At 36.2% G+C, this 26,457-nt stretch carries 21 protein-coding genes; all 21 read left to right on the top strand.

The features are described 5' to 3' along the window. Nucleotides 1–29: 29 nt before the first annotated feature. The 21 genes from HBB17_RS19395 (at nt 30) to HBB17_RS19295 (ending at nt 26,448) form a co-directional block, all read left to right on the top strand. The gene (locus tag HBB17_RS19395) at nt 30–848 is read left to right on the top strand and encodes an ABC transporter ATP-binding protein (protein WP_330588296.1); all 819 of its coding nucleotides are present in this window, start codon (nt 30–32) and stop codon (nt 846–848) included. A gap of 36 nt (nt 849–884) precedes the next feature. Next, the gene (locus HBB17_RS19390; RefSeq protein ID WP_167959163.1) at nt 885–1,586 is read left to right on the top strand and encodes an ABC transporter permease; all 702 of its coding nucleotides are present in this window, start codon (nt 885–887) and stop codon (nt 1,584–1,586) included. Nucleotides 1,587–1,743: 157 nt separating this feature from the next. Continuing rightward, a complete protein-coding gene (locus HBB17_RS19385) occupies nt 1,744–2,901 on the top strand; it encodes an iron-containing alcohol dehydrogenase (protein ID WP_167959162.1) in 1,158 nt (385 codons plus the stop codon). A gap of 356 nt (nt 2,902–3,257) precedes the next feature. Then, on the top strand, nt 3,258–6,590 hold the full coding sequence (locus HBB17_RS19380) for an SNF2 helicase associated domain-containing protein (protein WP_167959161.1): 3,333 nt from the start codon (nt 3,258–3,260) through the stop codon (nt 6,588–6,590). Nucleotides 6,591–6,613: 23 nt separating this feature from the next. Then, nucleotides 6,614–8,527 carry an ATP-dependent DNA helicase gene (locus HBB17_RS19375; protein ID WP_167959160.1) on the top strand — a complete coding sequence of 638 codons (1,914 nt, stop codon included), beginning with the start codon at nt 6,614–6,616 and terminating at the stop codon, nt 8,525–8,527. Nucleotides 8,528–8,667: 140 nt separating this feature from the next. Next, nucleotides 8,668–9,693 (top strand): LacI family DNA-binding transcriptional regulator, encoded by a 1,026-nt coding sequence (locus HBB17_RS19370; protein WP_167959159.1) that lies wholly within the window; start codon nt 8,668–8,670, stop codon nt 9,691–9,693. A gap of 200 nt (nt 9,694–9,893) precedes the next feature. Continuing rightward, nucleotides 9,894–11,234, top strand: coding sequence for an ABC transporter substrate-binding protein (locus tag HBB17_RS19365; protein WP_167959158.1), 1,341 nt, complete (start codon nt 9,894–9,896; stop codon nt 11,232–11,234). A 20-nt stretch (nt 11,235–11,254) separates the two neighbouring features. Then, complete coding sequence (locus HBB17_RS19360) at nt 11,255–12,130, top strand: carbohydrate ABC transporter permease (RefSeq protein WP_167959157.1); 876 nt, start codon at nt 11,255–11,257, stop codon at nt 12,128–12,130. Continuing rightward, nucleotides 12,127–12,972 carry a carbohydrate ABC transporter permease gene (locus tag HBB17_RS19355; RefSeq protein ID WP_167959156.1) on the top strand — a complete coding sequence of 282 codons (846 nt, stop codon included), beginning with the start codon at nt 12,127–12,129 and terminating at the stop codon, nt 12,970–12,972. The genes HBB17_RS19360 and HBB17_RS19355 overlap by 4 nt, the downstream gene beginning before the upstream one ends. 13 nt (nt 12,973–12,985) lie before the next feature. After that, nucleotides 12,986–14,641: a glycoside hydrolase family 13 protein gene (locus HBB17_RS19350; protein WP_167959155.1), complete on the top strand. Its 1,656-nt coding sequence runs from the start codon at nt 12,986–12,988 to the stop codon at nt 14,639–14,641. Nucleotides 14,642–15,084: 443 nt separating this feature from the next. Beyond that, a complete protein-coding gene (pflB, locus tag HBB17_RS19345; protein WP_167959154.1) occupies nt 15,085–17,337 on the top strand; it encodes a formate C-acetyltransferase in 2,253 nt (750 codons plus the stop codon). Between the two features lie 175 nt (nt 17,338–17,512). Continuing rightward, nucleotides 17,513–18,298, top strand: coding sequence for a pyruvate formate-lyase-activating protein (gene pflA / locus HBB17_RS19340; protein ID WP_167959153.1), 786 nt, complete (start codon nt 17,513–17,515; stop codon nt 18,296–18,298). Nucleotides 18,299–18,501: 203 nt separating this feature from the next. Then, nucleotides 18,502–19,242 carry a LytR/AlgR family response regulator transcription factor gene (locus tag HBB17_RS19335; RefSeq protein ID WP_167959152.1) on the top strand — a complete coding sequence of 247 codons (741 nt, stop codon included), beginning with the start codon at nt 18,502–18,504 and terminating at the stop codon, nt 19,240–19,242. Nucleotides 19,243–19,311: 69 nt separating this feature from the next. After that, on the top strand, nt 19,312–20,625 hold the full coding sequence (locus tag HBB17_RS19330; protein ID WP_167959151.1) for a sensor histidine kinase: 1,314 nt from the start codon (nt 19,312–19,314) through the stop codon (nt 20,623–20,625). A 285-nt stretch (nt 20,626–20,910) separates the two neighbouring features. Then, nucleotides 20,911–21,069 (top strand): cyclic lactone autoinducer peptide, encoded by a 159-nt coding sequence (locus HBB17_RS19325; protein WP_167959150.1) that lies wholly within the window; start codon nt 20,911–20,913, stop codon nt 21,067–21,069. After that, on the top strand, nt 21,056–21,718 hold the full coding sequence (locus tag HBB17_RS19320; RefSeq protein WP_167959149.1) for an accessory gene regulator B family protein: 663 nt from the start codon (nt 21,056–21,058) through the stop codon (nt 21,716–21,718). The genes HBB17_RS19325 and HBB17_RS19320 overlap by 14 nt, the downstream gene beginning before the upstream one ends. After that, nucleotides 21,666–22,487 (top strand): carbon-nitrogen hydrolase family protein, encoded by an 822-nt coding sequence (locus HBB17_RS19315; protein WP_167959148.1) that lies wholly within the window; start codon nt 21,666–21,668, stop codon nt 22,485–22,487. The genes HBB17_RS19320 and HBB17_RS19315 overlap by 53 nt, the downstream gene beginning before the upstream one ends. A 35-nt stretch (nt 22,488–22,522) precedes the next feature. After that, the gene (locus tag HBB17_RS19310; protein ID WP_167959147.1) at nt 22,523–23,395 is read left to right on the top strand and encodes a hypothetical protein; all 873 of its coding nucleotides are present in this window, start codon (nt 22,523–22,525) and stop codon (nt 23,393–23,395) included. A gap of 10 nt (nt 23,396–23,405) precedes the next feature. Further along, nucleotides 23,406–24,368: a peptidase U32 family protein gene (locus HBB17_RS19305; RefSeq protein WP_167959146.1), complete on the top strand. Its 963-nt coding sequence runs from the start codon at nt 23,406–23,408 to the stop codon at nt 24,366–24,368. A 17-nt stretch (nt 24,369–24,385) separates the two neighbouring features. After that, nucleotides 24,386–25,318: an ABC transporter ATP-binding protein gene (locus HBB17_RS19300; RefSeq protein ID WP_330588295.1), complete on the top strand. Its 933-nt coding sequence runs from the start codon at nt 24,386–24,388 to the stop codon at nt 25,316–25,318. Nucleotides 25,319–25,329: 11 nt separating this feature from the next. After that, nucleotides 25,330–26,448, top strand: a complete 1,119-nt coding sequence (locus tag HBB17_RS19295) for an ABC transporter permease (RefSeq protein WP_167959145.1) — start codon at nt 25,330–25,332, stop codon at nt 26,446–26,448. Nucleotides 26,449–26,457: the final 9 nt, after the last annotated feature.

Here is a 26,457-nt window from a genome sequence, read left to right as displayed (position 1 = left end):
AAAATGTATGGAAGGGAAGGATGTAGAACGTGGAAAATGTTATAACAACAAAAGATTTAACGAAAGTTTATGGAGATATGGAAGTTGTTTCCCATGTGAACATGCATGTGAAACAAGGAACAATCTATGGATTCTTAGGACCAAATGGGGCTGGTAAAACAACCACAATGAAGATGATCATGAATTTGACAAAACCCATATGCGGTTCGATCCATATCTTTGGAAAAGAAGTGAGTAATCAGAATTACGAAAATCTTAAGCGCATGTCTGCGATTATAGAAACACCTATATTCTATGAGAAACTAACAGCACTTGAGAATCTACAGTTACATTGTGCTTATATGGGATATCATGTTAAAGAGGAAATTACCCGCGCCATGCAGCTTGTAGAATTAACAGGTTGCAATGACAAGAAAGTACGTCAATTCTCACTTGGAATGAAGCAAAGACTTGCCATTGCCAGAGCAATCCTAACCAAACCAGAGATACTCATCCTTGATGAGCCAATTAATGGGCTTGATCCAGAGGGGATTCAGTTGGTACGTTCTTTACTAAAAAAATTAAGCAGAGAACAAAGGACAACCATCGTTGTATCAAGTCACATTCTATCTGAAATTGAACAGATAGCAGATGATATTGGTATTATGTGTCATGGAAAACTAATCAAAGAAATGGGAATAAAGGAATTACAAGCCCAAACAAGCAATTATCTTGAAATTATTTCCGTATTATTGGAGATGAGACGGTACGCATTTATGAGGAAGAGGTTTCAAAGAGTAATATTACCAAGGTATTGGTTCGGGAAAATGTTGAGATTAAGAGAATTATTCAACACAACATTACCTTAGAAGAATACTATATGTCCATAATAGGAGGTGATCAGCATGGTACAGTTAATGAAGTTAGAGTTTAAGAAATATCAATTGAAAAAACATGTGTGGGGAATGCTTATAGCAAATTTTATCATCTTTCTCATAATGCTGATCCCCTTGGCTGCAATAAAAACAGAGACTGAAGAACCTGTCTCTTACGAGCAGTTATTACTTGTTATCGATGTTTTTGTTCGTGGGACTTTCCTGATTTATTCCTCTGTGATTATGTCGATTATTGTAATGGATGAGTATGAGAAAAAGACAATCTATCAACTATTCTCTTATCCAATTCCAAGACAGAAGATAATCTTTGCGAAATTACTAATTGTAGCAATGTTTGCTTGTCTTGGCATTCTTGTGGGAGAAATACTGGTAACAACTGGTGTAGTCATCGTGAATGAGATGATTCATTCGATAACGGAACCATTTACTTATGAGATGGTGGCTCGACTTTTGCCTTGCTATCTAGCTGGAATTATTAGTAGTATTTTTCTCTCTGTTGTTCCCTATACATTTGGAATGAAGAAGAAATCATCGCAGTCGGTGATTGTTTCTTCGATTATTATTGTTGTATTCTTGTGTTCAAGCATTAATGGTCCAACAGGAGGAATGTCCATCTTTATACGAGAACTAGTATTGGGTATACTTGCAGTTTGTATGACGGTGGGATCCGTTATGAAAAATGTTCGACATATTGAGGAGAAAGATGTGTAGGACAAGAAAATGGTAGATACTTCCATATTGAGTTTCTGTATGTCTTAACGTATAATAGAAGATATACAAACAGGAAAAACGGAACAGTTTCGTTGAATCCTTAGATGAAATCAGTAGGAAAGGAGCTGTACGAAGGGATTTCGTACAGATAATCAATATGAATAATTTCAAATTTCATGCGCGCACAGATATCCGTTTTGGAAAAGAGCATTTGAAGGATCTACCTAAAGTATTGGGTAAATACGGTGCTAATGTACTTATGGTTTATGGCGGAGGAAGTATTAAGAAAATCGGTTTATATAATACAATTAAGGAATTATTACAGGATTTTAATGTTGTTGAACTATCTGGAGTAGAGCCAAATCCGAAAATTACCTCAGTGCAAGAAGGCGTAAGATTATGCAAAGAACATAATATAGATGTAGTTCTTGCAGTAGGTGGAGGAAGTTGTATTGATGCTTCAAAAGTCATTGCAGCAGGTGCATTTTATGAAGGAGATCCATGGGATCTTGTTCTTGATAGTAAAAAGATTAAAAAAGTATTACCAATCGTTACCGTGCTCACATTAGCAGCTACTGGTTCAGAGATGAATAAGAATGCAGTAATCAGTAACATGGAAACCAATGAAAAATTTGGAACTGCTAGCCAAAAGTTCATTCCAATGGTATCTTTTCTAGATCCAAGCTTACTGTATACATTGCCAAAGATGCAAACAGCAGCAGGTACAGCGGATATCATGTCCCATGTGTTTGAACAGTATTTTCAAGAGAATGACAGCGCATATCTATCCGATTGTTTGTGTGAAAGCATCATAAAAACCTGTATTAAATACTGTCCAGTTGCACTTAATGACCCAGAAGATTATGAAGCAAGATCCAATCTGATGTGGGCCTCAACGTTGGCATTAAATGGTTTGATTTGTGCAGGAAAAGGCGGTCCATGGACTTGTCATCCAATCGAACATGAGTTAAGCGCTTACTTTGATATTACCCATGGTGTTGGTCTAGCAATTATTACACCAAGTTGGATGCGCTATATCTTGAGTGATAAGACGATGAAACGTTTCTGCAATTATGCAAGAAATGTATGGGGCTTACAAGGAGAAGATTCTCTTGAACTTGCAAAACAAGGAATTGATAAAACTTATGAATTCTTTTTGCAGTGTGGAATACCAATGAAACTTCGGGAGGTTGGTATAACTGAAGATTCTCTTCATACGTTAGCAAAAGCAACAACGAGACATAACAATATGTCCAGTTGCTATGTAGCACTCTCGACAGATGATGTGGAGAATATATTGAAGGACTGCTATTAGAGTGTTCGATGGCAATGACCTTTTAAATGCTATGAAGGCGAAAACCAAAAGAAAATCCAGGTTTTCGCCTCTTTTTGTATAGAGAATCCCTTACATTTGATTAAATCTACAAATACAATATGGGCTAGAGAGAAAAGAGTTGAGCATTAGCAAGTTCGCAGAATTTACTACAAGATTAGAAATATTATGGAAGAAATCGCTATGAAATGCTATACTAAATGAAGTGGTACATATGCGTGTAATGCGTATGTTTCTGAATTGAGGGAATTTAAAACAACGGTACATTGTTATATAAACCCTTAATTGAATAAGAAGAAATAGACTTTGTTAAAATATAATGAAACGGTGGAGTTCGTATGATCTATAATCAACTGAATATGTCCCATGACTTTTCAAAAGCAGTATTGTTAGCGGGTGAAAAACTATATAAAGACAATAAGGTGACGATTACCAATGTACGTGGATTTTCTTATGAGAATAGTAAACGAATCAATTATGAAATCAAAGGTAATGTGAAAGAAGGACCGGATGCGGTTCGAAATGTGAGCTTTATAATAGGAAATGGCATAATAGAAGAAGAACGTTGTCGTTGTTTACAAGAAGGAAAACGCTATATACCTTATTGGGATATTGCTAGAAGAAGGTGCAAACACATTGCTGCAGTACTATATGCACTTAAGGAGTATGTCTATAAACATCCAGAATGTGTGGAAGTTGAACCAGCCATAAAGCAGATGATCATAGGATATGAAAGAGATACCATTGCGAGAACGATCATTGCTTCTGATGAAAAAGTGGAGCTTGAACCAATCCTTGAAAAATGGGGAACTTCCTATCGTGTATCCTTTAAGATTGGTTATAAGAAGAAATATGTGATCAAAAACTTGTATGATTTCGCCCAGTATATGAAAACGGGAGAGAAAATTGCTTATGGAAAAGATCTTGAAATCATACATCATATGGATGGATTTACAGAAAAAAGCAAGGAATTAGCATCTTTTATCTTAGCAAAAGTAGAAGAAAATCGGGCGATGTTAGAAGAGATGGATTACTATAGTTATGGAAGGGTACCACAAAAAAGGCAGATTACCTTAACCCCAAGTATCCTTGATGATTTCTGGCAAATCATAGAGGGAGAAACAATTACCTTAGTTGATAAAGATGCAGAGTCAAAAAAAGAAGGAACGAAGAAATTTCATCTGGTTAAGAAAAATCCAACAATACCTGTTACGATTACTCGTTTCTGTATGAATACGATGTTTGGTGATGAGGGCGAAGAACCAGAGAAGGAAGAGAGGGATACTCCTTTCCCTGGGATTACTGTTAAGGTAAACACGAATGGATATTTGGAAGGAAAGCAGTATGGTTATGTCTTTATGGAGCAGACCCTTTATCAGACGGATCATCAATTTAAGGAAATCATGCAGGATTTTTTAAAAACCATGCAACAAGAAGAGGGGTGTTTTATCGGACAGCAATACATTCCACGTTTTTATAATGAGGTAATTCATAAGATTCGTAAGTATATCGATCTGGATGAGTATAATCAGATTGAAATTGCGTCGGTATTGCCACCAGATCCTGAGTTTACCATTTATCTTGATAAGTATGAAGAGAATGTACTTTGTAGAGCTGCTGTTGTCTATGGAGAGCAGGAATTTAATCTATACGATGATTCCAAAGAACATGAGATGGTAGCGAATCGGTCGGAAGAATTCAAGGTGGTATCGGTTATTAATCATTTTCTGCCTTATGTTGAGCGAGCTTCGATGGTCAATCATTGTAATGGAGAGGAAGATACCATCTACGAATTGTTAAACCATGGAATTGAAAGTTTGCTGCAATGTGGAGAAGTATTTGTATCAGAGACATTGCAACGAATGAAAGTAAGGTCAAGTCCGAATATAACGGTTGGTGTTTCAATGAAACATAATCTGTTGGATTTAACACTTGATACAGGAATGCTTGATAGTAAGGAATTGAGTGAAATTCTAAAGAGTTATCATATGAAGAAACGCTATCATCGATTAACGAACGGAGATTTTCTTCAATTGGAGGATAACGCCATTACAACGTTAAGTGAAGTAATGGAGAGTATGCATCTATCAATTAAGGATCTAACAAAAGGAAAGATGCATATTCCGGCTTATCGAGCAATTTATCTAGATAAGATCTTGCAGGAGAGTGAAGGAATTCACTATGAGAGAGATCGTAAAGTAAAGGATATGTTGCGTAATTTTAAAGCAGTAGAAGATAGTGAATATGAGATTCCAAAGGAATTAGACCATGTACTTCGTCCATATCAGAAAGTGGGCTATCAGTGGCTTCGTATGATGGAAGATTATCAGTTCGGGGGAATTCTTGCTGACGATATGGGGCTTGGGAAGACATTACAGGTTATCACTGTATTATTGTCAGCAAAGCAGGAACAGAAAAGAGGCTGTAGTTTGATCGTTTGTCCTGCCTCTCTGATCTACAATTGGGAGAGTGAATGTAAGCAGTTTGCGCCAGAATTAGTCGTTCAGGTGATAACGGGTACCGTGGAGGAACGTAGTACAATCATAGAAGAGGCATTTAGCAAGAAATCGATAGATGTGTTGGTTACTTCTTATGATCTGTTAAAGAGGGATATTGACTTATATGAAAACAAGACATTTTTGTATGAAATCATTGATGAGGCACAGTATATTAAGAACCAGACAACGCAAGGAGCAAAAGCAGTGAAATTGATTCACGCAAAAACACGGTTTGCATTAACGGGTACACCAATTGAAAATCGCCTTAGTGAGTTGTGGAGTATCTTTGATTTCCTTATGCCAGGTTTTCTATATCGTTATGAACAGTTTAAGAAAGAATTGGAGATCCCTATTGCAAAAAGTCAGGATGAAGAACGAATGAAACGGTTAAAACGTATGGTATCCCCATTTATCCTGCGACGTCTTAAAAAAGATGTTTTGAAGGATTTACCTGCTAAATTAGAGCAGATTACCTATGCGAAGATGACAAAAGAACAACGAAGTATTTACACGGCTTATACACAAAAAGTAAAAGAACAATTAGCCACACAGACAGAAGAGGAATTCTCTTCAAATAAACTAAAGATCTTAGCTGAACTTACGAGATTGCGCCAGATCTGCTGTGATCCTTCCTTGATCTATGATAATTATACAGAAGAATCAGCCAAATTATCAACCTGTATGGAATTGCTTCATAATGCTGTTGACGGTAATCATAAGGTGTTACTATTCTCACAATTCACTTCAATGCTTGCACTTATTGAAAAACGGTTGAAGGAAGAAAAGATATCCTACTATAAGATTACTGGAGCAACAAAGAAAGAAGAACGTATGAAGTTGGTAAATCAGTATAATGAAGATGATACCACGGTATTCTTGATCTCCTTAAAGGCTGGTGGAACGGGATTGAATCTAGCAAGTGCAGATGTAGTAATCCATTATGATCCATGGTGGAATATTGCCGCACAGAATCAGGCTACAGATCGTGCACATCGGATTGGACAAAAGAATGTGGTAACGGTATTCAAATTAATCGCCCAGGATACCATAGAAGAGAAGATTGTTAAGATGCAAGAAGAAAAGAAAGATTTAGCTGACCAGATTATAAGTGAAGAGACGAATCAGTTGCAGAATATGACCAGAGAAGATTTTGAAGAGTTGCTTCAGCTGTAGGAGATAGAAAGAGGAATAGCATCATGAGTTTGAAACGAAAAGAACCATTTGAATATGGCACAATACAGGAGTTTCCTGACAAATTAGTAGAATGGATTGGAGATATTCTGTATGATTTCCTTCCAGAACATGGTTATGAAGTGAGGGAGGAGCAAGTCTATACTGCATTTCAGATTGCTGATGCATTTGGTAAAAAGAAGGTACATCTAGCAGAAGCAGGGCTAGGTACAGGGAAAACAATCGCATATCTATTATCAGCAATTGCTTATGCAAGATTACAAAAGAAACCAGTGGTGATCGCCTGTGCATCGACGGCACTTCAGCAACAATTGGTTTCAGAACATGGAGATATAGCGGCATTATCTAGGTTACTTGATCTGGATATTGATGTTCGATTAGCAAAAGATCCGAAACAGTATTTGTGTGATGTTCGTGCAAGTGATGTTACACTTGAATCAAATGAGAATTCCAAACAAATAACAGAGTGGCTTCGTGAAACGAAAAGAGGGGAACGTAGCGAGATTCCAACGGTTTCAGATGCTGTATGGCGGAAAATGAATTGGAATGATTCTCTAGTATGTGAATTGTGTGAGAGTCGAGGGTACTGTAAACTGATGAAGGCGAGAGAGCATTACCGTGGAGCCATGGATTTATTGATTGTGGATCATGAAACATTTTTCCGTGATTTGTGGTCAAGAGAGGAACGCATTGCCAACGGCCAATTACCAATTCTTCCAAATTATTGTGGAGTTATCTTAGATGAAGGGCATCGAATCCTATTACCAGCTGCCATGCAGGCAGGACAGCAATTAAGCAAGGAAGATCTGGAAAGCATGATTGAGAATGTTATGGAGATTCAAGGTGCGAGGGAATCTTTTCATGCGACAATGTTAGCTATGGAACAGACAGGAGAGGTATTTTTTGAAATTCTGCAACAATCGGTTATTACATCTGGTAGTTCCGAACGCCAGGAAATTCAGCAAAGTAATAACCTACAAAAAGTTTCTCAAGCATTCCAAAAGGTACTAGAGAACATGTTGTTTGAATTACAAATTGAACAGGAACTATATACGGAGAATATCGAATTAGGTGTTATTCAAGGGTATGAAATTCAGCTGGAACGAGCAATCCATGCATTAGAGGGGTTTTGTGGAAAGAAGAAACAGGATTGTATCGCATGGGTCGATCGCCGGGATCAATCTCTATGGGTAGTACCAAAGAATAGCCGGGAACGCTTACAAACATATCTATATAGAAAAAACATTCCTGTAATCTTTACCTCAGCAACACTTAGCAACAACGGAGATTTTTCATATCTAGAACAGAAACTAGGATTGGAAAAGGCAAGTCGGTCTTCCATTGGAAGTCCGTTTGATTTAGAAAGCCAAGTACAGGTTATTCTGGCAGAATCACAAGAAAAACAAGGGAAAAAAGGAGAAGAAGCGGTTAAAAAACTTGTTTCTGCTATAAAAGAAAATGAAGGACGTGCTCTGATTTTGACCAATACATTCTCTGAAATGTTACGGTTGCGAAAGTTATTAGCAGCCTTCTCATTCCCATTTGAAATCTTATGGGAAGATCAAGGAGAAAGGGGATACTTGATTGATCGGTTTCGAAAGGAAGAATCATCTGTTTTAATTGGAACAAGTTTTTGGGAAGGAATCGACATTCCGGGAGAATCGTTAACCATGGTAGTGATCTGGCAACTTCCATTTCCGAAGTCCGATCCATTTATTGAATTGGAGAAACAAGAAGCAAAGGCAAAAGGGAAGAAGGAAGCAGAGGTGGTCGACTATCCAGAAATGGGCTTAAAAATAAAACAAGGCTGTGGCAGATTGATCCGAACCAGTACAGATCATGGGAAAATACTGATTTTTGATTCTGTGAAAGGTATGCCTTGGGAAGGGTATGTTTTGGGAGCTTTGCCTGGAAAATAAGAATAATCATAAGTTATAATCTATGGTTGCAATTTTTCTATCATAACGATGTGAATCCATAATACAGGAGAAGATAACCCAATTAGAGTGCATCTTGAATAAAATATATGAAGTACAAGAGTGAAGAAAGGTGGGAACCTATGATTCGATTACAGGATGTTGCAGAGCAATTAGGAGTAAGCAGAACAACGGTGTCCAATGTAATTCATGGAAAGACGAAGAAGGTTTCTAAAGAAACCATTGAACGGATTACCAAATATCTGGATCAGGAAGGGTATGTTCCAAATCCAGGCACAAGAGTACTTGCAAATACAAGATCCCATATTATTGGAATTGTTATTGGCTATGAAGAATCCCATGGACTTAATGTTCTTCAGGACCCTTTTGTTAGTGAATTCATCGGTGCTGTGGAAAAGGAAGCAGAACGTCTGGGATACTACATTATGTTGATCGTGGGGAATAATATTAAGAAGATTGTAGATATAGCCTCACCTTGGAGTGTGGATGGATTGATCATTTTGGGACTTCGAGCGGAAGAGTTCAAAGCATTGCATAAGGAAATGAATAAACCATTTGTATTAATTGATATCTATACGGATAGCAAGCTGAGTTACGTGAATATTGGGATTGATGATTTTACGGGAGGCTTTTTGATCGGAGAGTACTTGTATAAGCAAGGATTTCACAAAGCCCTTTTCTTAGCAGAGAATGAAATCGGTAGTGATTATTATCGATGGTTAGGTTTTAAACAGGCGATGGAGAAACAAGGAGCGTATTGCAGCAAAGCAAGGCGATTACTGATCTCCAAAAATAAAGATATTCGATTTGCTCAATATCGGAAATGGATTGCTGAGTTTATTCATGTGGGAGCAATTGCATTTACCTCGGATTATAATGCAATTGAAGCGATGAATTATTTTATTGATCTCGGCATTGATATTCCAAGTCAAATATCTATCACTGGTTTTGATGATAACATGTATGCAACTTTAGTAAGACCAAAACTTACCACAGTTAAGCAAGATGTGGAGGCGAAAGGCGCAACTGCGATGCAAAAGTTGGATGCAATAATCCGAAACGAATCAGTAGTTAATGAAACCATTAAGATGCCAGTAGAACTAAAAATACGAGATTCGGTAAAAATGTCTATTCGACAAAGGAAATAATGGAAGAAAAAATAGAATGATTTGTGTAATAAGGTGCATTTATGAACAATAAATGCACCTTATTTTTGGCAAATTGTATAGTTTCCAAGGAAACCATTTGATAATATTTCCTATAATAGCTATAATGAAAATTGTAAAGGAAATGTGTTGCGCAGCACAATCTTAGTATGTTTTCCATGATTAAAAGGAGGAAGTTAATTATGAAAGTCATTAAAAAAGCTATCGTATTGTGTTTATCATTTACCTTAGTATGTAGTACATTAACTGGTTGTGGAAGTAAGAACAATAATAACAAGAAATCGAATACAACAGAGAAAACCACTTCGGCAGAAGGCAATTCTTCATCAACAGAGGAAGAGAGTTCGTTGAGTGGAAAGATTGAACTGTTTTCTACGAAGACAGAAAATAGTATGATCCTACAAACACTTGCAGATAAATATACGGAGAAAAATCCGAATGTAACAATCACCATCAATGCTCCAGCAGAAGCAAAGACCGTATTAACCACTAGAATGACAAAAGGTGACATGCCTGATATTATTGCAATGGGCGGTGATACAACCTATACAGAAGTACAAAGTGCTGGAATGTTAGAAGATCTTAGTAATGAAGGTTTTGTAAGTAATATTCAAGAATCTTATATGAGTATGGTTTATGATGTGAACAAAGATAAGGAACAAGTTGCTTATGGTATTCCTTATGCAACCAATGCTTCAGGTATCCTATACAATGAAGACCTGTTCGCAAAAGCAGGAGTTGAAGTACCAACTACTTGGGATGAATTTGTTCAAGTAATTGAAAAATTGAAAGCAGCAGGTATCCAACCATTTGAATTGACATTTGCAGATGCATGGACTTGTTTACCAACCTGGAACAGCCTAGCTCCAGATCTAGCAGCAGAGAATTTTAATGACGAAAGAAAAGCAGGAAATGTTTCTTTTGGTGCGACTGCAGAATTTACAGAATTATTGCAGAAGTATATTCAGATTATGAATTACGCACAGACGGATTTTATGGGTACGACGTATGATGATGGCAACAAAGCATTTGCTAATGGAGAAGCAGCCATGATGATTAATGGTAACTGGGCAATCTCCGAATTCAAGAAGACAAATCCAGATATTAAAGTTAATATGTTTGCATTCCCAGGTACCAATGATACGAACAAAAACTATGTAACATCTGGAGTTGATGTATTGTTCACCATATCAAATCAAAGCAAACACATTGATATTGCAAAAGATTTCATCGCATTTATGATTGAACAAGAGAATGCGAGCCAATATATTGAAGACCAATTTGCTTTCTCAGCAGTAAAAGGTGTAGAACAAAGTAATATAACAGTTGCAGGTGTAAAAGCTGATATTGCAAGTGGTAAAGTAGCCAACTTCCCAGACCATTACTATCCATCTGGATTTGATCTTTCTGCAATCCTTTCTGAGTTTGCATTAAATTATATGAATGGTATGGCAGATGATGAGAATATCACCGCTACTTTGAAAAATTGTGATGAGCAGTATGATGCAACAAATGTAGATTAATAGGTAAAGAGGGGGAAGTTATGAAGAAGAAAAAACGTATTAGCTTGACGTTCTATGCAATGGTAATTCCTATGGCAATACTATTTTTCATATTCCATACCATCCCATTTCTGCAAGGCGTATTCTATAGTTTTACCGATTGGAAAGGATATGGTACCTGGAATTTGGTAGGGTTACGAAACTACACCCATATATTTTCCGATAAGAATATCTATTCTTCCTATCTATTCACTTTTAAACTTGCTATATGTGCGACGATCCTTGTAAATGTGATCGGCTTATTGATCGCCAGTGGATTGAATGCGAAAATCAAATGCAGAAATGTGTTGAAAGCGATTTATTTTATTCCTTATATGTTAGGAACCTTGATTATTAGTTTTGTTTTCAAATTCGTATTCTCCAATATTCTTCCTATGGTAGGGGAACAGTTGGGAATCGAAGCGCTACGTTTGAATATCCTAGGAACAAACCAAGCTTGGATTGGCGTGTTATTTGTAACTGTATGGCAATCCTTGGCATTTAACGTATTGATCTATCTAGCTGGTTTACAAACTGTAGATCAAGACATCTATGAAGCAGCAAACCTTGATGGTGCAGTTGGCTTCAAGCGATTTATGAAGATAACCTTCCCTCTGATTGCTCCATTTTTTACAATCAATATGGTTTTAAGTGCTAGAGGATATCTGATGGCATTTGACCAGGTAATGGCTATGACGGATGGTGGTCCAGGAACCTTAACAACGACCATATCGGTTCTGATATACAAAAAAGGATTTTCTGGTGGACAATTTGCTTATCAATCAGCCAATGCGGTGATGATGTTTGTGGTAATCGTAGTCATATCTATCATTCAGCTCAAGGTTTTAGATAAGAGAGAGGAGACGATCAACGGATGACCCATAGAACGAAACTACATAAAGAAAAAGTAAATTGGCCAATTACCATTATCTTAATGGTGGTGGCAGCAGGATTGATCTTGTTTCCTCTATATCTGACCATATCCATTGCTTTACGTGATCCTAGTGATATGGTAAATCTTCTTGCATTTCCAAAGAAACTGAATTTTAGTAACTTTGCGGAAGCATGGAAGATGACCAACTATCCATTGAAATTTCGTAATACCTTGTTTATTACCGTAATTAATCTGGTATTTACAATCATTACGAATTCAGCAGTCTCCTACGCAATAACGAGAAATTATAAAAAGAGCAAGTTTTTCAAGGGGATGTATTATTACTTCATTAGTGCAATGTTTATCCCTTTTAGTGTGCTGATGCTTCCCCTTGTCAAACAAGCAGCTCTATTCCATGTGGATAACATTGGTGGAATTACGTTCCTCTATATAATATTTGGATTACCAATGAATATTTTTCTCTATTCTGGATATATCAAATCGATACCAGAAGCGATTGATGAAGCAGCAACCATAGATGGCGCTAGTCCATTGCAAACATTTACAAGAGTAATCTTCCCGATGTTAAAACCAATGACCGCCACAGTTGCCATCTTGTCTTTTATGTGGACGTGGAATGATTTTTTGATGCCATTGATCCTGTTATCGAAACCAGAACAACAGACATTACAACTGTCCCAGTATGTATTCCAAGGACAGTTTACAACACAGTATAATTTAGCTTTTGCATCCTATCTTCTAGTTATTCTTCCAATCTTGGTAGTGTATATATTCTGCCAAAAATGGATCATCTCAGGAGTAGTATCGGGAGCTGTAAAACAGTAGAAGAGGTATGAATATGAGTAAAGTATGGTGGAAAGAAAGTGTGGTATATCAGATCTACCCAAGGAGTTTCATGGACAGCAATGGAGATGGAATTGGAGATCTTAACGGTATTACATCAAAACTAGATTATCTGAAAGAACTTGGAGTGGATGTCCTATGGATTTCACCAGTTTATAAATCTCCCGGAGCCGATAATGGATATGATATATCGGATTACCAAGATATATTGGACGAATTTGGTACGATGGAGGATTTTGATCGACTCTTAGAGCAGGCACATCAAAGAGGACTGAAGATTGTAATGGATCTGGTACTCAATCATACTTCCAATGAACATCCTTGGTTTATAGAAAGTCGAAGTACTGTCAATAATCCATATCGAAATTACTACATCTGGAGAAAAGGGCAGAAAGGTAGTGAACCTAATAATTGGGGGGCTATGTTTGGAGGTTCGGCGTGGGAATACGATACCGCCACAGATATGTATTATCTGCATTGTTTTTCCAAAGAACAACCAGATTTGAACTGGGAAGAAGCCAGGGTACGGAAGTCTCTCTATGATATGATGACTTGGTGGTGTGAGAAGGGGGTCGATGGCTTTCGGTTTGATGTGATCAGTATGATCTCGAAAGTACAGACATTCCCAGATGGCAAGAAAGATGGAGGCTTGTATGGAAATGGTTGGCCTTACATTATGAACGGACCAAAAGTTCATGATTACATCCAGGAGATGAACCGAGAAGTCCTATCAAAATATGACATTATGACAGTGGGAGAAGCAGCTGGAGTTACCCTAACGGAAGCAAAGAAATATGCCAATACCAATGGAAAAGAACTAAACATGGTGTTTCAATTTGAACATATGTGCATTGATGAAGAAAAGTATGGAAAATGGACCACAAAACGATATAATCTTTTGGATTTAAAACGTGTCTTATCCAAATGGCAGACTGGTTTGGAGGGAAAAGCTTGGAATAGCTTGTTCTTTGGAAATCATGACCAGCCAAGAAGTGTTTCAAGATTTGGAGATGATCGACCAGAATACCGTGAACGTTCGGCGAAGATGCTAGCAACTTGTATGCATATGATGCAGGGAACCCCCTATGTCTATCAAGGCGAAGAACTTGGTATGACGAATTTCCCATTTGAAGATCTTACACAGTGTAGAGATATTGAGACATTGCATTATTATGCAGAATTAACCGAAAATGGTATCTATTCAAATGACCAAATGATGGATTGTATCCGTGCTCGAGGAAGAGACAATGCCAGAACACCGATGCAGTGGGATACAACGATGAATGCAGGTTTTTCCACGGGAACACCATGGATCGCAGTGAATCCGAATTATAAGGAGATTAATGCGAAAGAGCAATTAGAGAGAACGGATTCTCTATTTTATTATTATCAACAATTAATCCGATTACGTCACATGAACAAGATTATGGTGTACGGACATTATAAATTGTTGTTACCAAATCATAAGGACATCTTTGCTTACAAACGAAATTATTATGGCAAAGAGTGGACGATTTTATGTAATTTTTCAGAACAGGAAGTTACATGTAAGTATGCCAATCTGACAGGAAAGAAGCTAATAATCTCCAATTATGAAGAGCATAAGAAGGGAATACTTCAACCCTATGAGGCATTGGTGTATCAAGAATAAAGAATGTAGCAAATGAATAATTATGCGAAAAATACAAATATAGCAGCATATATGCGACCAGGCAAAATTTTCTTTTGATTTTGTCTGGTCGTTTTTTTTGAGAATTCGTCAAACCATTTAGGATGTTTTATCCTATAAATCGTCGTAGTATGTTATTTTTGAATTGTTTAGAATTTTTAGGAAAAACTTAAAATTATAAACAATTTTAAAAAAAAAGAATATAAAGTTATGATAAGTAATAACAGTTTGTCGTAAATTGGAGAAATTGTCTATGCAAGGATTGTATTTTATTAAGTACTGGAAAAAAATGTTTTGCTTTTGTGTGAATAAAGTGTTACTATTTCCTCGCTTAAAGATAATATAATTAATTGTTAAAAACGTATTGCTTGCGTACGACATGTATACAATATACATACGTTCAACTGCAACAGGAGGACATTCAAATGGTAGAAAGAGAACAGTGGAAAGGCTTCGAAGGAAGACTTTGGAAAGAAGAAATCAACACAAGAGATTTCATCCAAAACAATTACAAACCTTATGAAGGAGATGCTTCATTCTTAGCTAATCCAACAGATGCAACAAACAAACTTTGGGGAAAACTCCAAGAACTTCAAAAAGAAGAAAGAGCCAAAGGTGGCGTTTTAGATATGGATACTGATATCGTATCTAGCATCACTTCACATGCTCCAGGATATATAAACGAAGCTGACAAAGATCTTGAAAAAGTTGTAGGTCTTCAAACAGATAAACCATTAAAGAGAGCATTCATGCCTTTTGGTGGAATTAAGATGGCTGAAGAAGCTTGTTCAACTTATGGATATGAACCAAACAAAGAGTTACATAAAATATTTACAGAATATCATAAAACACATAACCAAGGAGTTTTTGATGTATATACTCCAGAAATTAGAAAAGCTCGTCACAATAAGATCATCACTGGACTTCCAGATACTTATGGTCGTGGTCGTATCGTAGGTGACTACAGAAGAGTTGCTCTATATGGTATTGACTATTTAATGGAACAAAAAGCAAAAGATCATGATAACACTGGTTGTGGAGTAATGACTGATGAAGTAATTCGTCAAAAAGAAGAAATTTTTGAACAATATAGAGCATTAGCAGCAATGAAGAAAATGGCTGAATCTTATGGTTTTGATATCTCTGCACCAGCTAAGAATGCAAGAGAAGCTGTTCAATGGTTATACTTCGGATACTTAGCAGCTGTTAAGACTCAAAACGGAGCAGCTATGAGTGTTGGTCGTATCTCTACATTCCTTGATATCTATATCCAAAGAGATTTAGAAAACGGAACACTTACAGAAGACGAAGCACAAGAATTAATTGACCATATGGTAATGAAATTCAGAATGGTTAAGTTCGCAAGAATCCCTTCATACAATCAATTATTCTCTGGTGACCCAGTTTGGGCTACACTTGAAGTTGCAGGTATGGGTCAAGATGGACGTTCTATGGTTACAAAGACTGACTATAGATTCCTTCATACACTTGAAAACATGGGACCTTCTCCAGAACCAAACTTAACTGTACTTTACTCTCCAAGATTACCAGAAAACTTCAAGAAATATGCATCTCAAATTTCAATTGATACAAGTTCTGTACAATACGAAAATGATGATGTTATGAGACCTGTATGGGGTGATGATTACTCAATTTGTTGTTGTGTATCTGCAACACAAACTGGTAAAGAAATGCAGTTCTTCGGAGCTAGAGCAAACCTTGCTAAATGTTTATTATATGCGATCAACGGTGGTATTGATGAAAAATCATTCGTACAAGTTGGACCAGAATATAAACCAATCACTTCTGAATACTTAGATTATGATGAAGTTATGAAGAAATATGATGTAATGATGGAATGGTTAGCAGGTTTATATGTTAATACGCTTAACTGTATCCAATACATGCATGACAAATACTACTATGAAGCAGCTGAAATGGCATTGATCGATACAGATGTAAGACGTACATTCGCAACTGGTATCGCTGGATACTCTCATGTAGTAGATTCACTTAGTGCAATCAAATACGCAAAAGTTAAGACAATCCGTAACGAAGAAGGTCTTGTAGTTGATTATGAAGTAACAGGTGATTTCCCAAGATACGGTAATGATGATGATCGTGCGGATGATATCGCTGTTGAATTACTTAATATGTTCATGACAAAATTAAAGAAACATCATACTTACAGAGATTCTGAACCAACAACTTCAATCCTTACAATTACTTCAAATGTAGTTTATGGTAAAGCTACTGGTGCAATGCCAGATGGTCGTAAAGCTGGTGAACCATTATCTCCAGGTGCTAACCCAAGTTACGGTGCAGAAAATGCAGGACTTCTTGCTTCATTAAATTCTGTAGCAAAGATTCCTTATGAATGGGCACTTGATGGTATCTCTAATACACAAACAATCAACCCAGATGCATTAGGACATAACGAAGACGAAAGAATTACAAATCTTGTTAACGTTCTTGATGGATACTTCTCACAAGGATCACATCACTTAAATGTAAATGTATTTGGTAAAGATAAATTAATCGATGCTATGGAACATCCAGAAAAAGAAGAATATGCAAACTTTACAATTCGTGTTTCTGGTTATGCTGTTAAGTTCATCGACCTTACAAAAGAACAACAAATGGACGTTATCTCAAGAACATTCCATGATCATATGTAATTCTTGATCAGAATGGAAGAACAATGATCTAGTTCGGAGCACATGTATATATGATTGAATCTCAATACTTTGCTGTTTAATCGTATGTAATGTAGTATACTGTAAATGCAATAATATGGCAGGTAGATGCTGAGTCTTCAGATATTTACCTGCCATTTTTAGAAAGTGAGAAGATATGGGTTTAGAAAATAAAAAGCAAGAGAATACAGGCGAAGTAAAAGGTTACATTCATTCCATTGAAAGCTTCGGTTCCGTAGACGGACCTGGCGTACGTTATATATTCTTTCTGAAAGGCTGCCATATGAGATGCAGATATTGTCATAATCCAGATACATGGGATATGAATGGTGGAGAATGTATGACAGCAGAGGAAGCTTTTCAGAAAGCATATAGATACCGCACCTACTGGAAAGACAAAGGTGGGATTACGGTAAGCGGTGGAGAAGCCTTATTGCAGATCGACTTTGTAATTGAATTATTCAAGATTGCGAAGAGTAAAGGAGTCAATACGGTACTAGATACGTCGGGAAATCCGTTTAAAAAAGATCCAGAATATCTAAAGAAATTTGATGAATTATTATCCTATACTGATTTGATCCTGCTTGATATAAAGCACATTGATGAACAAAAACATAAGGACTTAACCGGATGGAGTAACAAGAACATTCTTGAACTGGCACAATATCTATCAGAAAAGGAAAAAGATATGTGGATCCGTCATGTACTAGTACCTGGAATAACGGATGATGAAGAAGATTTAAGAAAGCTTGGTGCATTTGTAAAGACGCTAAGTCATGTTAAACGTTTTGAAGTCTTACCATACCATACACTTGGATTGTTCAAGTGGGAACAATTAGGAATAGATTATTCCTTATCAGAGGTTCGTCCACCTTCCAAAGAAGAATTTGATAAGGCAAATCAGATTCTTGAAACAGAGAATTACACAGAATATCTGGACTAACAATTAGCTAGTCTTTAATAAGCAGTAGTACAGGAATAATCTTTTATGTACCATATGTTACAAGAAAGCACAAGGTGTCCGAAATGTAGCATAAGGGTATGTAGAAGATTTTTTATTATTATTAATTAATTGTTTTTTCGACATACTTCTTACCCCTTTTTTGCTATACTATGAAAGACAGATAGCTAGCTAGGAGGGGTTCTATGTACAATATTATTCTATGTGATGATGATCCAGTATTTATTGGATACATGAAGACAATGATCTTAGATGAGAAAAGTATGAAGAATAATAGCACTTTTTTTGAATTTCATTCAGGGGAAGAATTGTTAGAAAAACTTGATCGAAAAAAGGAATATCATTTATTGATTTTAGATATGCAGATGAGAATGTTAGGTGGTCATGAGGTAGCAAAACGATTTCGAAAAGAGTTCCCGGATGTTATATTAGTATTTTGTTCGGGAGTCTGTAAACCTACAGTTGAGAGTTTTGAAGTGACGCCATTTCGTTATTTATTGAAGGAATATACAAAAGAAAGATTGCAGCAAGAGATAGAGGTTATACTTCAACAGATGAAAAGTAAGAGGACCATTCCCTTACTGGCAGGATATTCCCATAATCATATTGTAAAACTAAAGCCAGATGATATTTTATACATAGCAGTTGCAAAGCGTGGTAGTACCGTGTATCTATATGGAAGAAGCGATTCCCATGATAATATAGTAGTATCTTGTCGTGAGAAGGTGAGCGAACTGTACAACACCTATCAAGAACATGGTTTTGGCTATGCACATAATAGTTATATCGTTAATCTAAAATACATAACAAAGATAACCTCAACAGAGTTAGAGCTGATCAATGGGACTCGATTATCAATTGCTCGTTCCAAAGTAAAAGAATTTCGTACAGCTTTTATTGATTATATGTCTAATAAATATAACTGAATGGTCTTACAGTAGTAATTATATGGAACGTATTCGTATAGATTTCGTTTCGCTGACGGAGGAAACACAATGGACGATCTGGATAAACTGATCGCATTGATCAGTTGTGTAATTGAGTTGTATTTTGTATATGATTTTTTTCATGCTTTTTTTCAAAAAAGAAGAACCATTGAGAGAAAAGTTCATTTTTGGTCTTGTTTTCTTATTAATATAGGAATATTATATGGAATCAATGGATTTGGCAATTCAAAGTTGAATTTATTCCTTGTTCCAATTATATATCTTATTTTTTTATCCATATGTTTCACTGGTGAGTTTTACAAAAAACTAGTGTACTTAATCTTTTCCTGTGTTCTTATTATAGGAAGCGAGTTCTTGTTTGTTATTTTGTTAGAAATCCCGGGAGATTTAGCAGGAAAGAGTACAGTAAAGAACTTGTCAAAGATTCCTATGGAAATCATCTCCATGAAACTTCTAACCTATATTCTGTTTTCTATTGCAAAACAAATCCCTAAAAAATCTCGATTTAAGATGAAAACAAGCGTATTTCTTCAGTTTCTAATTGTTCCAATAACAAGCTTTGGAATTATGCTGCTGGCATATTATGCGGGGATGTCCTTTGAAAAGAATACAAAGATAAAGGTCGCAATGGTATTGTGTTATACGTTGATGATCATAGGTAATATATTGATCTTTTTTGTGTTTAGCAGGTATTCAGAAGAGATGGAAGCAAGTATTCAACAGAAACTCCAAATCGCAAAGCAGCAGTTGGAGTTGAATCACTATGAACAGATTACTGATATGAATCATAAAAAAGATGAATTTATTCATAATATTAGCCATTATTTGAAAACGATAGGAGAACTTTTACGAGAGGACCAAAAAGGGACAATCTTTAATATATTAAAGGAGTTAAACATTGAACTAGAAAATAATGAAACCGCAATGTATTGTGACATTCCGGTAATTAATGCAATCTTGTCAGAAAAGCGGTTGTATGCACAAAAATATAGACTTACCTTTGATGCTTATGTTGAACCAATTTGTACAATTGGGGCGATTACAGATATGGATATGATCACGGTATTAGGAAATCTTCTTGATAATGCCTTACGTGCAGCAATCAATTGCAATTCTTATGTTCAAACTCGGATATTTATGCAGAATGAAGGACATTTTTGTGTAATTAAGATTGTGAATCCTTATGTTGGTAACTTGGATCGAAAAGAATCGGGCTTTGTTTCTACAAAACAGGAGGAAGGAATTCATGGGATTGGTATAAAGGCAGTTCGAAAAGTAGTTGAGCGACAAGGCGGTTATCTGGAGTTTTTCACAGACCAGAATATCTTTACAGCAGTAGTAGTAATCCCAATCGAAGGTTGATTTTATCTTCATTGTATTTATTGAAAAACGGGTTTTTATTGATTTTGTAAATACGATGGAGATTTTTTTTGCCAAAGTAGCATTTGTTCTTCCATAAATGAAGAACTTTGGGGAATAAAGCAGCATGGTGCAGGGAAAATGAATACGTAAATATAAAAATATGTATCAATTATATATAAATGTACATGCAAAAACGTCCATTATAATTACAAAATCTACCATTTATATTGCGGAAAGAACCCAAATAATGTAAAATACAAGAAAAAAAGATAGGAGGTACATACTATGAAATTAGAGTTAGGTTCAAAAGCAATGAATTGTTCAAATAATCTTGCTAAACTTTTTGTGAAGCAAAGTGCTAATTCAGCTTGCGCATGGATGTTTCACCAACCTGAATTTCCAGAAGCTGCAAAACAATTCAAAAAGTTAAATGATCATAAGTAAGATAGCACATGCAATGGTTGTAAAGCAGTGGAAATCTGGAAGAGTTGAGTCAAAAGATATCAGCGTATATGAATATGGATATACGCTGATGTTTGAGACCGGAGTGAATCTAGTACTAATTTTTAGCATTGGTTTATGCTTCCGGGCATTTGGTCAAGTTCTGATCTTTCTATCTTGTTTTATGCCATTAAGATGTTTTGCAGGTGGTTGGCATGCGAAACAGTCTTGGCAATGCATTGTGGTATCAAATCTAGTAGTTATTTTAGCAATAGTCGCATCAAGGTTTAATGATTTTCTGTTTGTTGATCAGAATATGTATGGAATCGAAGTCTTGGTGTTCTTATTCTTTATCTCTCTTACTCCCATTGAATGTAAACAAAAACCGTTGTCTCTAAAAGAAAAACAAGTATATGGAAGAACTGCAAAGATCATTTTTCTGATTGAGATGTTGTTCTTTTTTATCATTCGATATTATTGTTACATGGAAATTGCACGTCTAATATTATGTGCTCATGTTTTTGTTGTACTATCTTTAGGAAGTGCAAAATTAATTCAAGTTTGGGAAGGTAGTAAGAGGAATAGAATGGAGGAATGTAATGAAGACAGGGATAAAGGTAGCAATGCTACAGTTTCAGATTCAGAGTGCTAAGTTTGGGATCAAGAATCGAATACTTAATGTACAGAACATACAGACGAAGATTGAACAGTTAATGCAGAAAGAGAAGGAAGTAGATGTAATTGTTATACCTGAGGAATTCTATGCAGGTTGCTCTTACAATTTTACAAGTGTACCGGAGCCCTTTGCAGAGAATAAAGGAGTTTTGTGCTTACGGGAATTAGCGAAGAGATATCATTGCTACATTATAGGAGGAGTAATCGGGTCCTATAACAAAAAAGAGGTGGAACACCGGTATCGGAATATTGGTTTTATACTTGGCAGGGAAGGGCAAATCATTGGGACCCAGGAGCGTGTCCACCTATTCCAACAGGAAACCGCTTATAGTGTATCAGGGGAACTGATGCAATGTTTTGAATTGGATTTTGGAAAAGTTTCTCTTGTCTTAGGGATTGATATTCTTGATACATCTCTTATTCAACAACTTGTAAAAGAAGGAGTAGAGGTGATTTTTTCACCAAGTCTGATTCCTATTATGAATAAAGAAGACAAGTATCAAGACCTTATTTGGAAGAAATGGAGTCATCTCATTGAAGCTCGATCCATGGAACATGGAATTTATGTAATCGGCGTAAATGGAGTTGGAGCTTGTACATATCTTGATGGTACATTTGCAGGAAGAAGCATTGCCGCTGGACCAGCAGGAAAGATCCTTGCACTTGGGGAACAAGAAGAGACGATGGTTGTCAACTTGCAGGAAGAAGACATTCTAGAAACAAAACAATTTTTAAAAATTGTATAGAATATAAACTGGCAGTGTTATGGGGGAATCAAATTATGAGTAAATTGGAATTACATATAAGTGATTATAAACATACGATGGAGTACTTAGCGGAGCACTATGATGTTCTAGCTCTAGGGGATGAAGGGTGCATGTATTATGTACCACTTGGAGAAGAGGCATTAAAGCTAGCAAGAAAAATTATTAATAGTGGTCATATGTTTAAGTATGTTACACCGAAAGTTTCGGATGGAAATTTTACAAGGTTGCTTGAAACAATACGATTGTTTCATATAGCGGAGCTGGATTATACGATTGTTATTAATGATTTGGGCATCTTATATGAAGCTTCACATCAGAAGATTTTACCAAAGATGGTGTCGCTTGGAAGAAGTATAGCAAGAACGTTACAGGATACAGCTTGGGCAGAGGAATTCGTAGACGAAAAGAATGGAAAAATTGAATTGCTTACGAACACTCTTGCAGATTCCATGAAGTATAAGTTATTTACCAAATATGGAGTCAATGGAATGGATGCGAATTTGTTCGAAAACTCTTCTTACGGTTTTCAACGTCTCTTTGACTGGGGGTGGAATGTAAGTGTACATATTCGAAATTATTCAATTGCATTTGCTAGAAAATGTGCATATGCCAAATATAAGAAACTGAATGTAGGAGATTGTGTGGGCTCTTGTAGAGAAGGCATTGATATCTCCATGGATCAGATCTGTGATTTCAATGAACATAGGCCATGTGTGAATAAGCTACAAGCGGATATTGTTGATTTTACACTGATCGGGAATGTTTTGTATAGAAAGAATAAAGCATATCTGGATTTGGTGAAGGATAGTAGAATCATATACAGTTATGTGATTCATGATTATGAGCTAGATGATACGGATATAGATCAGATCCGTGCATTACTGTAGGAGGCGGCGTATGAAAAGAGTATTGATCAAGGCACCTATTAATTCGTATGAAGGAGCCCAGATGCAGATTGAAGCAGGAGCAGGTGAATTCTATGCGGGTTTTGAGTATGATTTTCGTATGGGGAAAGGCTTGACTTTTTCAGGAAGAGCAATCAAATCGTGTTTCGACAAAAGAAAAACCGTACTAACATACGAGGATTTTAAGAAGTCAGTGGACTTAGCTCATCAAAATGGTGTTTTAGTAGAACTGGTTGCCAATGTTCCAAGTATTAATGATAGTGAATTTATCAGTAAGAATTCCATTCGTGAAAATTATCTGGATTATGTAAAACGGGGAATCGATGCAGGGGTAGATCGTGTAATTGTAGGGGATTTAGGAAACTTGCTGTATCTTAAAGAAAAGGGGATTCATACACCGATAACGGTAAGTACTTTTCTTGCGTGTATGAATAAAGCAAGCATACGTTTTTTTGAAGATTTAGGTGTAGAGAAGATTGTTTTACCACATCCATTTTCTCTTGCAGAGATCAAAGAACTTGCACAAAACACAACGTTAAAAGTTGAAATCTTTGGACACTTTGGCTGTTCCTTTTTAGAGGGAACCTGCGGGCTGTTGCATTTGAATAATGAGCATCTACAGACCGGTATTCCTTGCCGTGCCAAATACCGTGTAAGGAAAACAGGGGAAGTGATTAATATCTTGGATGTAAATGAAGACTGCTCTTTATGTAATCTAGATAAGATTATGGAAACTGGTGTAGATTCCATTAAGACCATAGGAAGAGATTTGGATCCTTTGTTTATGGCAAGTATAACGGCAGCATATTCCTTAGCAATTGAGCTATTCTTACAAGGAAAGAGTAAGGAAGAAGTGTTGGGCCAAATCAAAGAAGAATTAGATTTTGGTTATTGGGAAGATGTTTTCTGTAATGGAAATCGCTGTAAGTACATAGATTACAAATACAATATTTGATTAGAAAGGGACTGGCTATGATAAAGATTAAAAATCTTCACAAACAATATAATGATATTGTTGCTATCAAAAATATATCGTTTGAGGTGCAAGAAGGAGATATCCTAGGTTTGCTAGGTCCTAATGGAGCAGGAAAATCAACGACAATAAGTATTCTAGGCGGGATCATTCAGAATTACCGCGGTGAGGTGGAGGCTTTTGGTAAAAATCTTTCAAAGAATAAAAAAGAAATAAAGAGAAAGATTGGTGTTGTACCACAAGACATTATCATTTTTCATGATCTGACTGCACGAGAAAATCTGGAGTACTTTGGAAGTTTATATGGTCTGAAAGGGAAAGAATTAAAAAAGCATGTTGATGAGACACTTGCTTTCATAGGATTGGAGAAGGTAGCCAAACGTTTACCTAAAACATTTTCAGGTGGAATGAAACGTCGATTGAATATTGGATGTGCCATTGTACATGAACCAAAATTAATCATCTTAGATGAACCGACAGTAGGGATTGATGCCCAATCGAGAAATCATATACTAGAGTCCATTCGTTTATTACATAAAAGAGGAGCAACGATTATCTATACGTCCCATTATATGGAGGAAATTGAAAGTATCTGTGACCGGATTCTGATCATTGATAAAGGAGAAATCATTGAGCAAGGAACAACGGAAGAATTACTGGATCAATATAATCAAAATGTATGTTATCGTTTTACTTTGAATAAAGTGGGGAATAAAGCCTTAGTATCAGATTTGAAGAAGAAGGAGCTAGTAGAATCTTGTTTCTGTCAGGAAGAAAATATTGAGATTGTCTGCAAAGACGCAGGCTGTGCATTACAAGAAATCATTGAAACCATTGAGAAGAATGGGTTCCGTTATCATACCATTAATTCAAAGAAAAACAACCTAGAGGACATATTCTTACAGCTTACTGGGAGGACTTTGAGAGATTAGGAGGAAAAGAAATGATTTGGAAGACAGTATACTACACGTGGAAAAGGGAGTTAAGAGATTATGTGAGTATGTTGCTCATGGTATTATTTCCGATCGTTTTGGCTTGTATTGTGGGGAATGCACTTAAGAGTGATTTCCAATCTCCAGGTCTTAATCTTGAAACGGTCGCTTTCGTTTTAGAAAAAGAAGATTCCTATTTGTTGGATCTTCAAAAGGTATTTCAAACGGATTCTGTAAAAGAAATTATCACTGTTACTCAAGTTTCAGATCTTGAACAGGCAAAGAGACAGATGAAACAAAAGACAATCAGTGGATACATAACCTATAATTCTTCAGAAAAAAAACTGAATCTTGTCATGCAAGATATAAACTCACAGGGCGCACAGATTGCAGCATCTATTATGAACCAATATATTGAAAGCAATGCGATGTTTGAGACAGTTTCATATGAGAAAGTGGAAGAACTTTCGGATTATGTGGGAGGAGAATACGTAAGCAATACAAGCATGATTGCTGGCCATAAACCACAGGCATTTGACTATTATGGAATTACTTTAATGGTTCTTGTGTGCATGTTTGGTTCTCTCTATTCTGTCAAGATTATCAGCGAAACCTTAGAAGGAAAACATGGGGAGAGAATTCGGAGTATAACAACACACCCATCACAAATCTATATTGGTGTTTACCTTGCTTCCTTAGTGATGGTATGTGCACAGATTCTTATCTTACTTCTATTCTACAAGAATGTCTATGGTGTTTATCTGGGGACTAATTACGGAAAATTATTTGTTATTATTTTCTCCTTTATCGTATTCACCAACTTATTTGGAGTTGCATTGATCACCGTTTTAAGAAAATACAATGTGGCCTATACCATTGCCAATATCCTAATTTTAGGGACAACGTTCTTATCAAGTGGATTTGTTATATTAGATTTAGGAGATGGTGTATTGGGGACAATTGTTGAACGAGTCTTACCGAATGCCATCTGTCAGAATGCATTATTTAGTGTGATTTATGGTACCGGTTCAGAACTGTATCGTCATTATCTTATAGGAATTGGTTGTTGGAGTGTTGTACTACTTGTTCTTACATGGATTTGCAGAAGAGTTTACGAATATCGTCATTAATAGGAGGTT

Origin of the sequence: Anaerosporobacter faecicola (genome assembly GCF_012070565.1) — a bacterium.
In the GTDB taxonomy this organism is placed as follows: Bacteria; Bacillota; Clostridia; order Lachnospirales; family Lachnospiraceae; genus Anaerosporobacter; species Anaerosporobacter faecicola.
The sequence above is the reverse complement of the archived record's forward strand: the minus strand, read 5'-3'. Positions and strand labels throughout refer to the sequence as shown.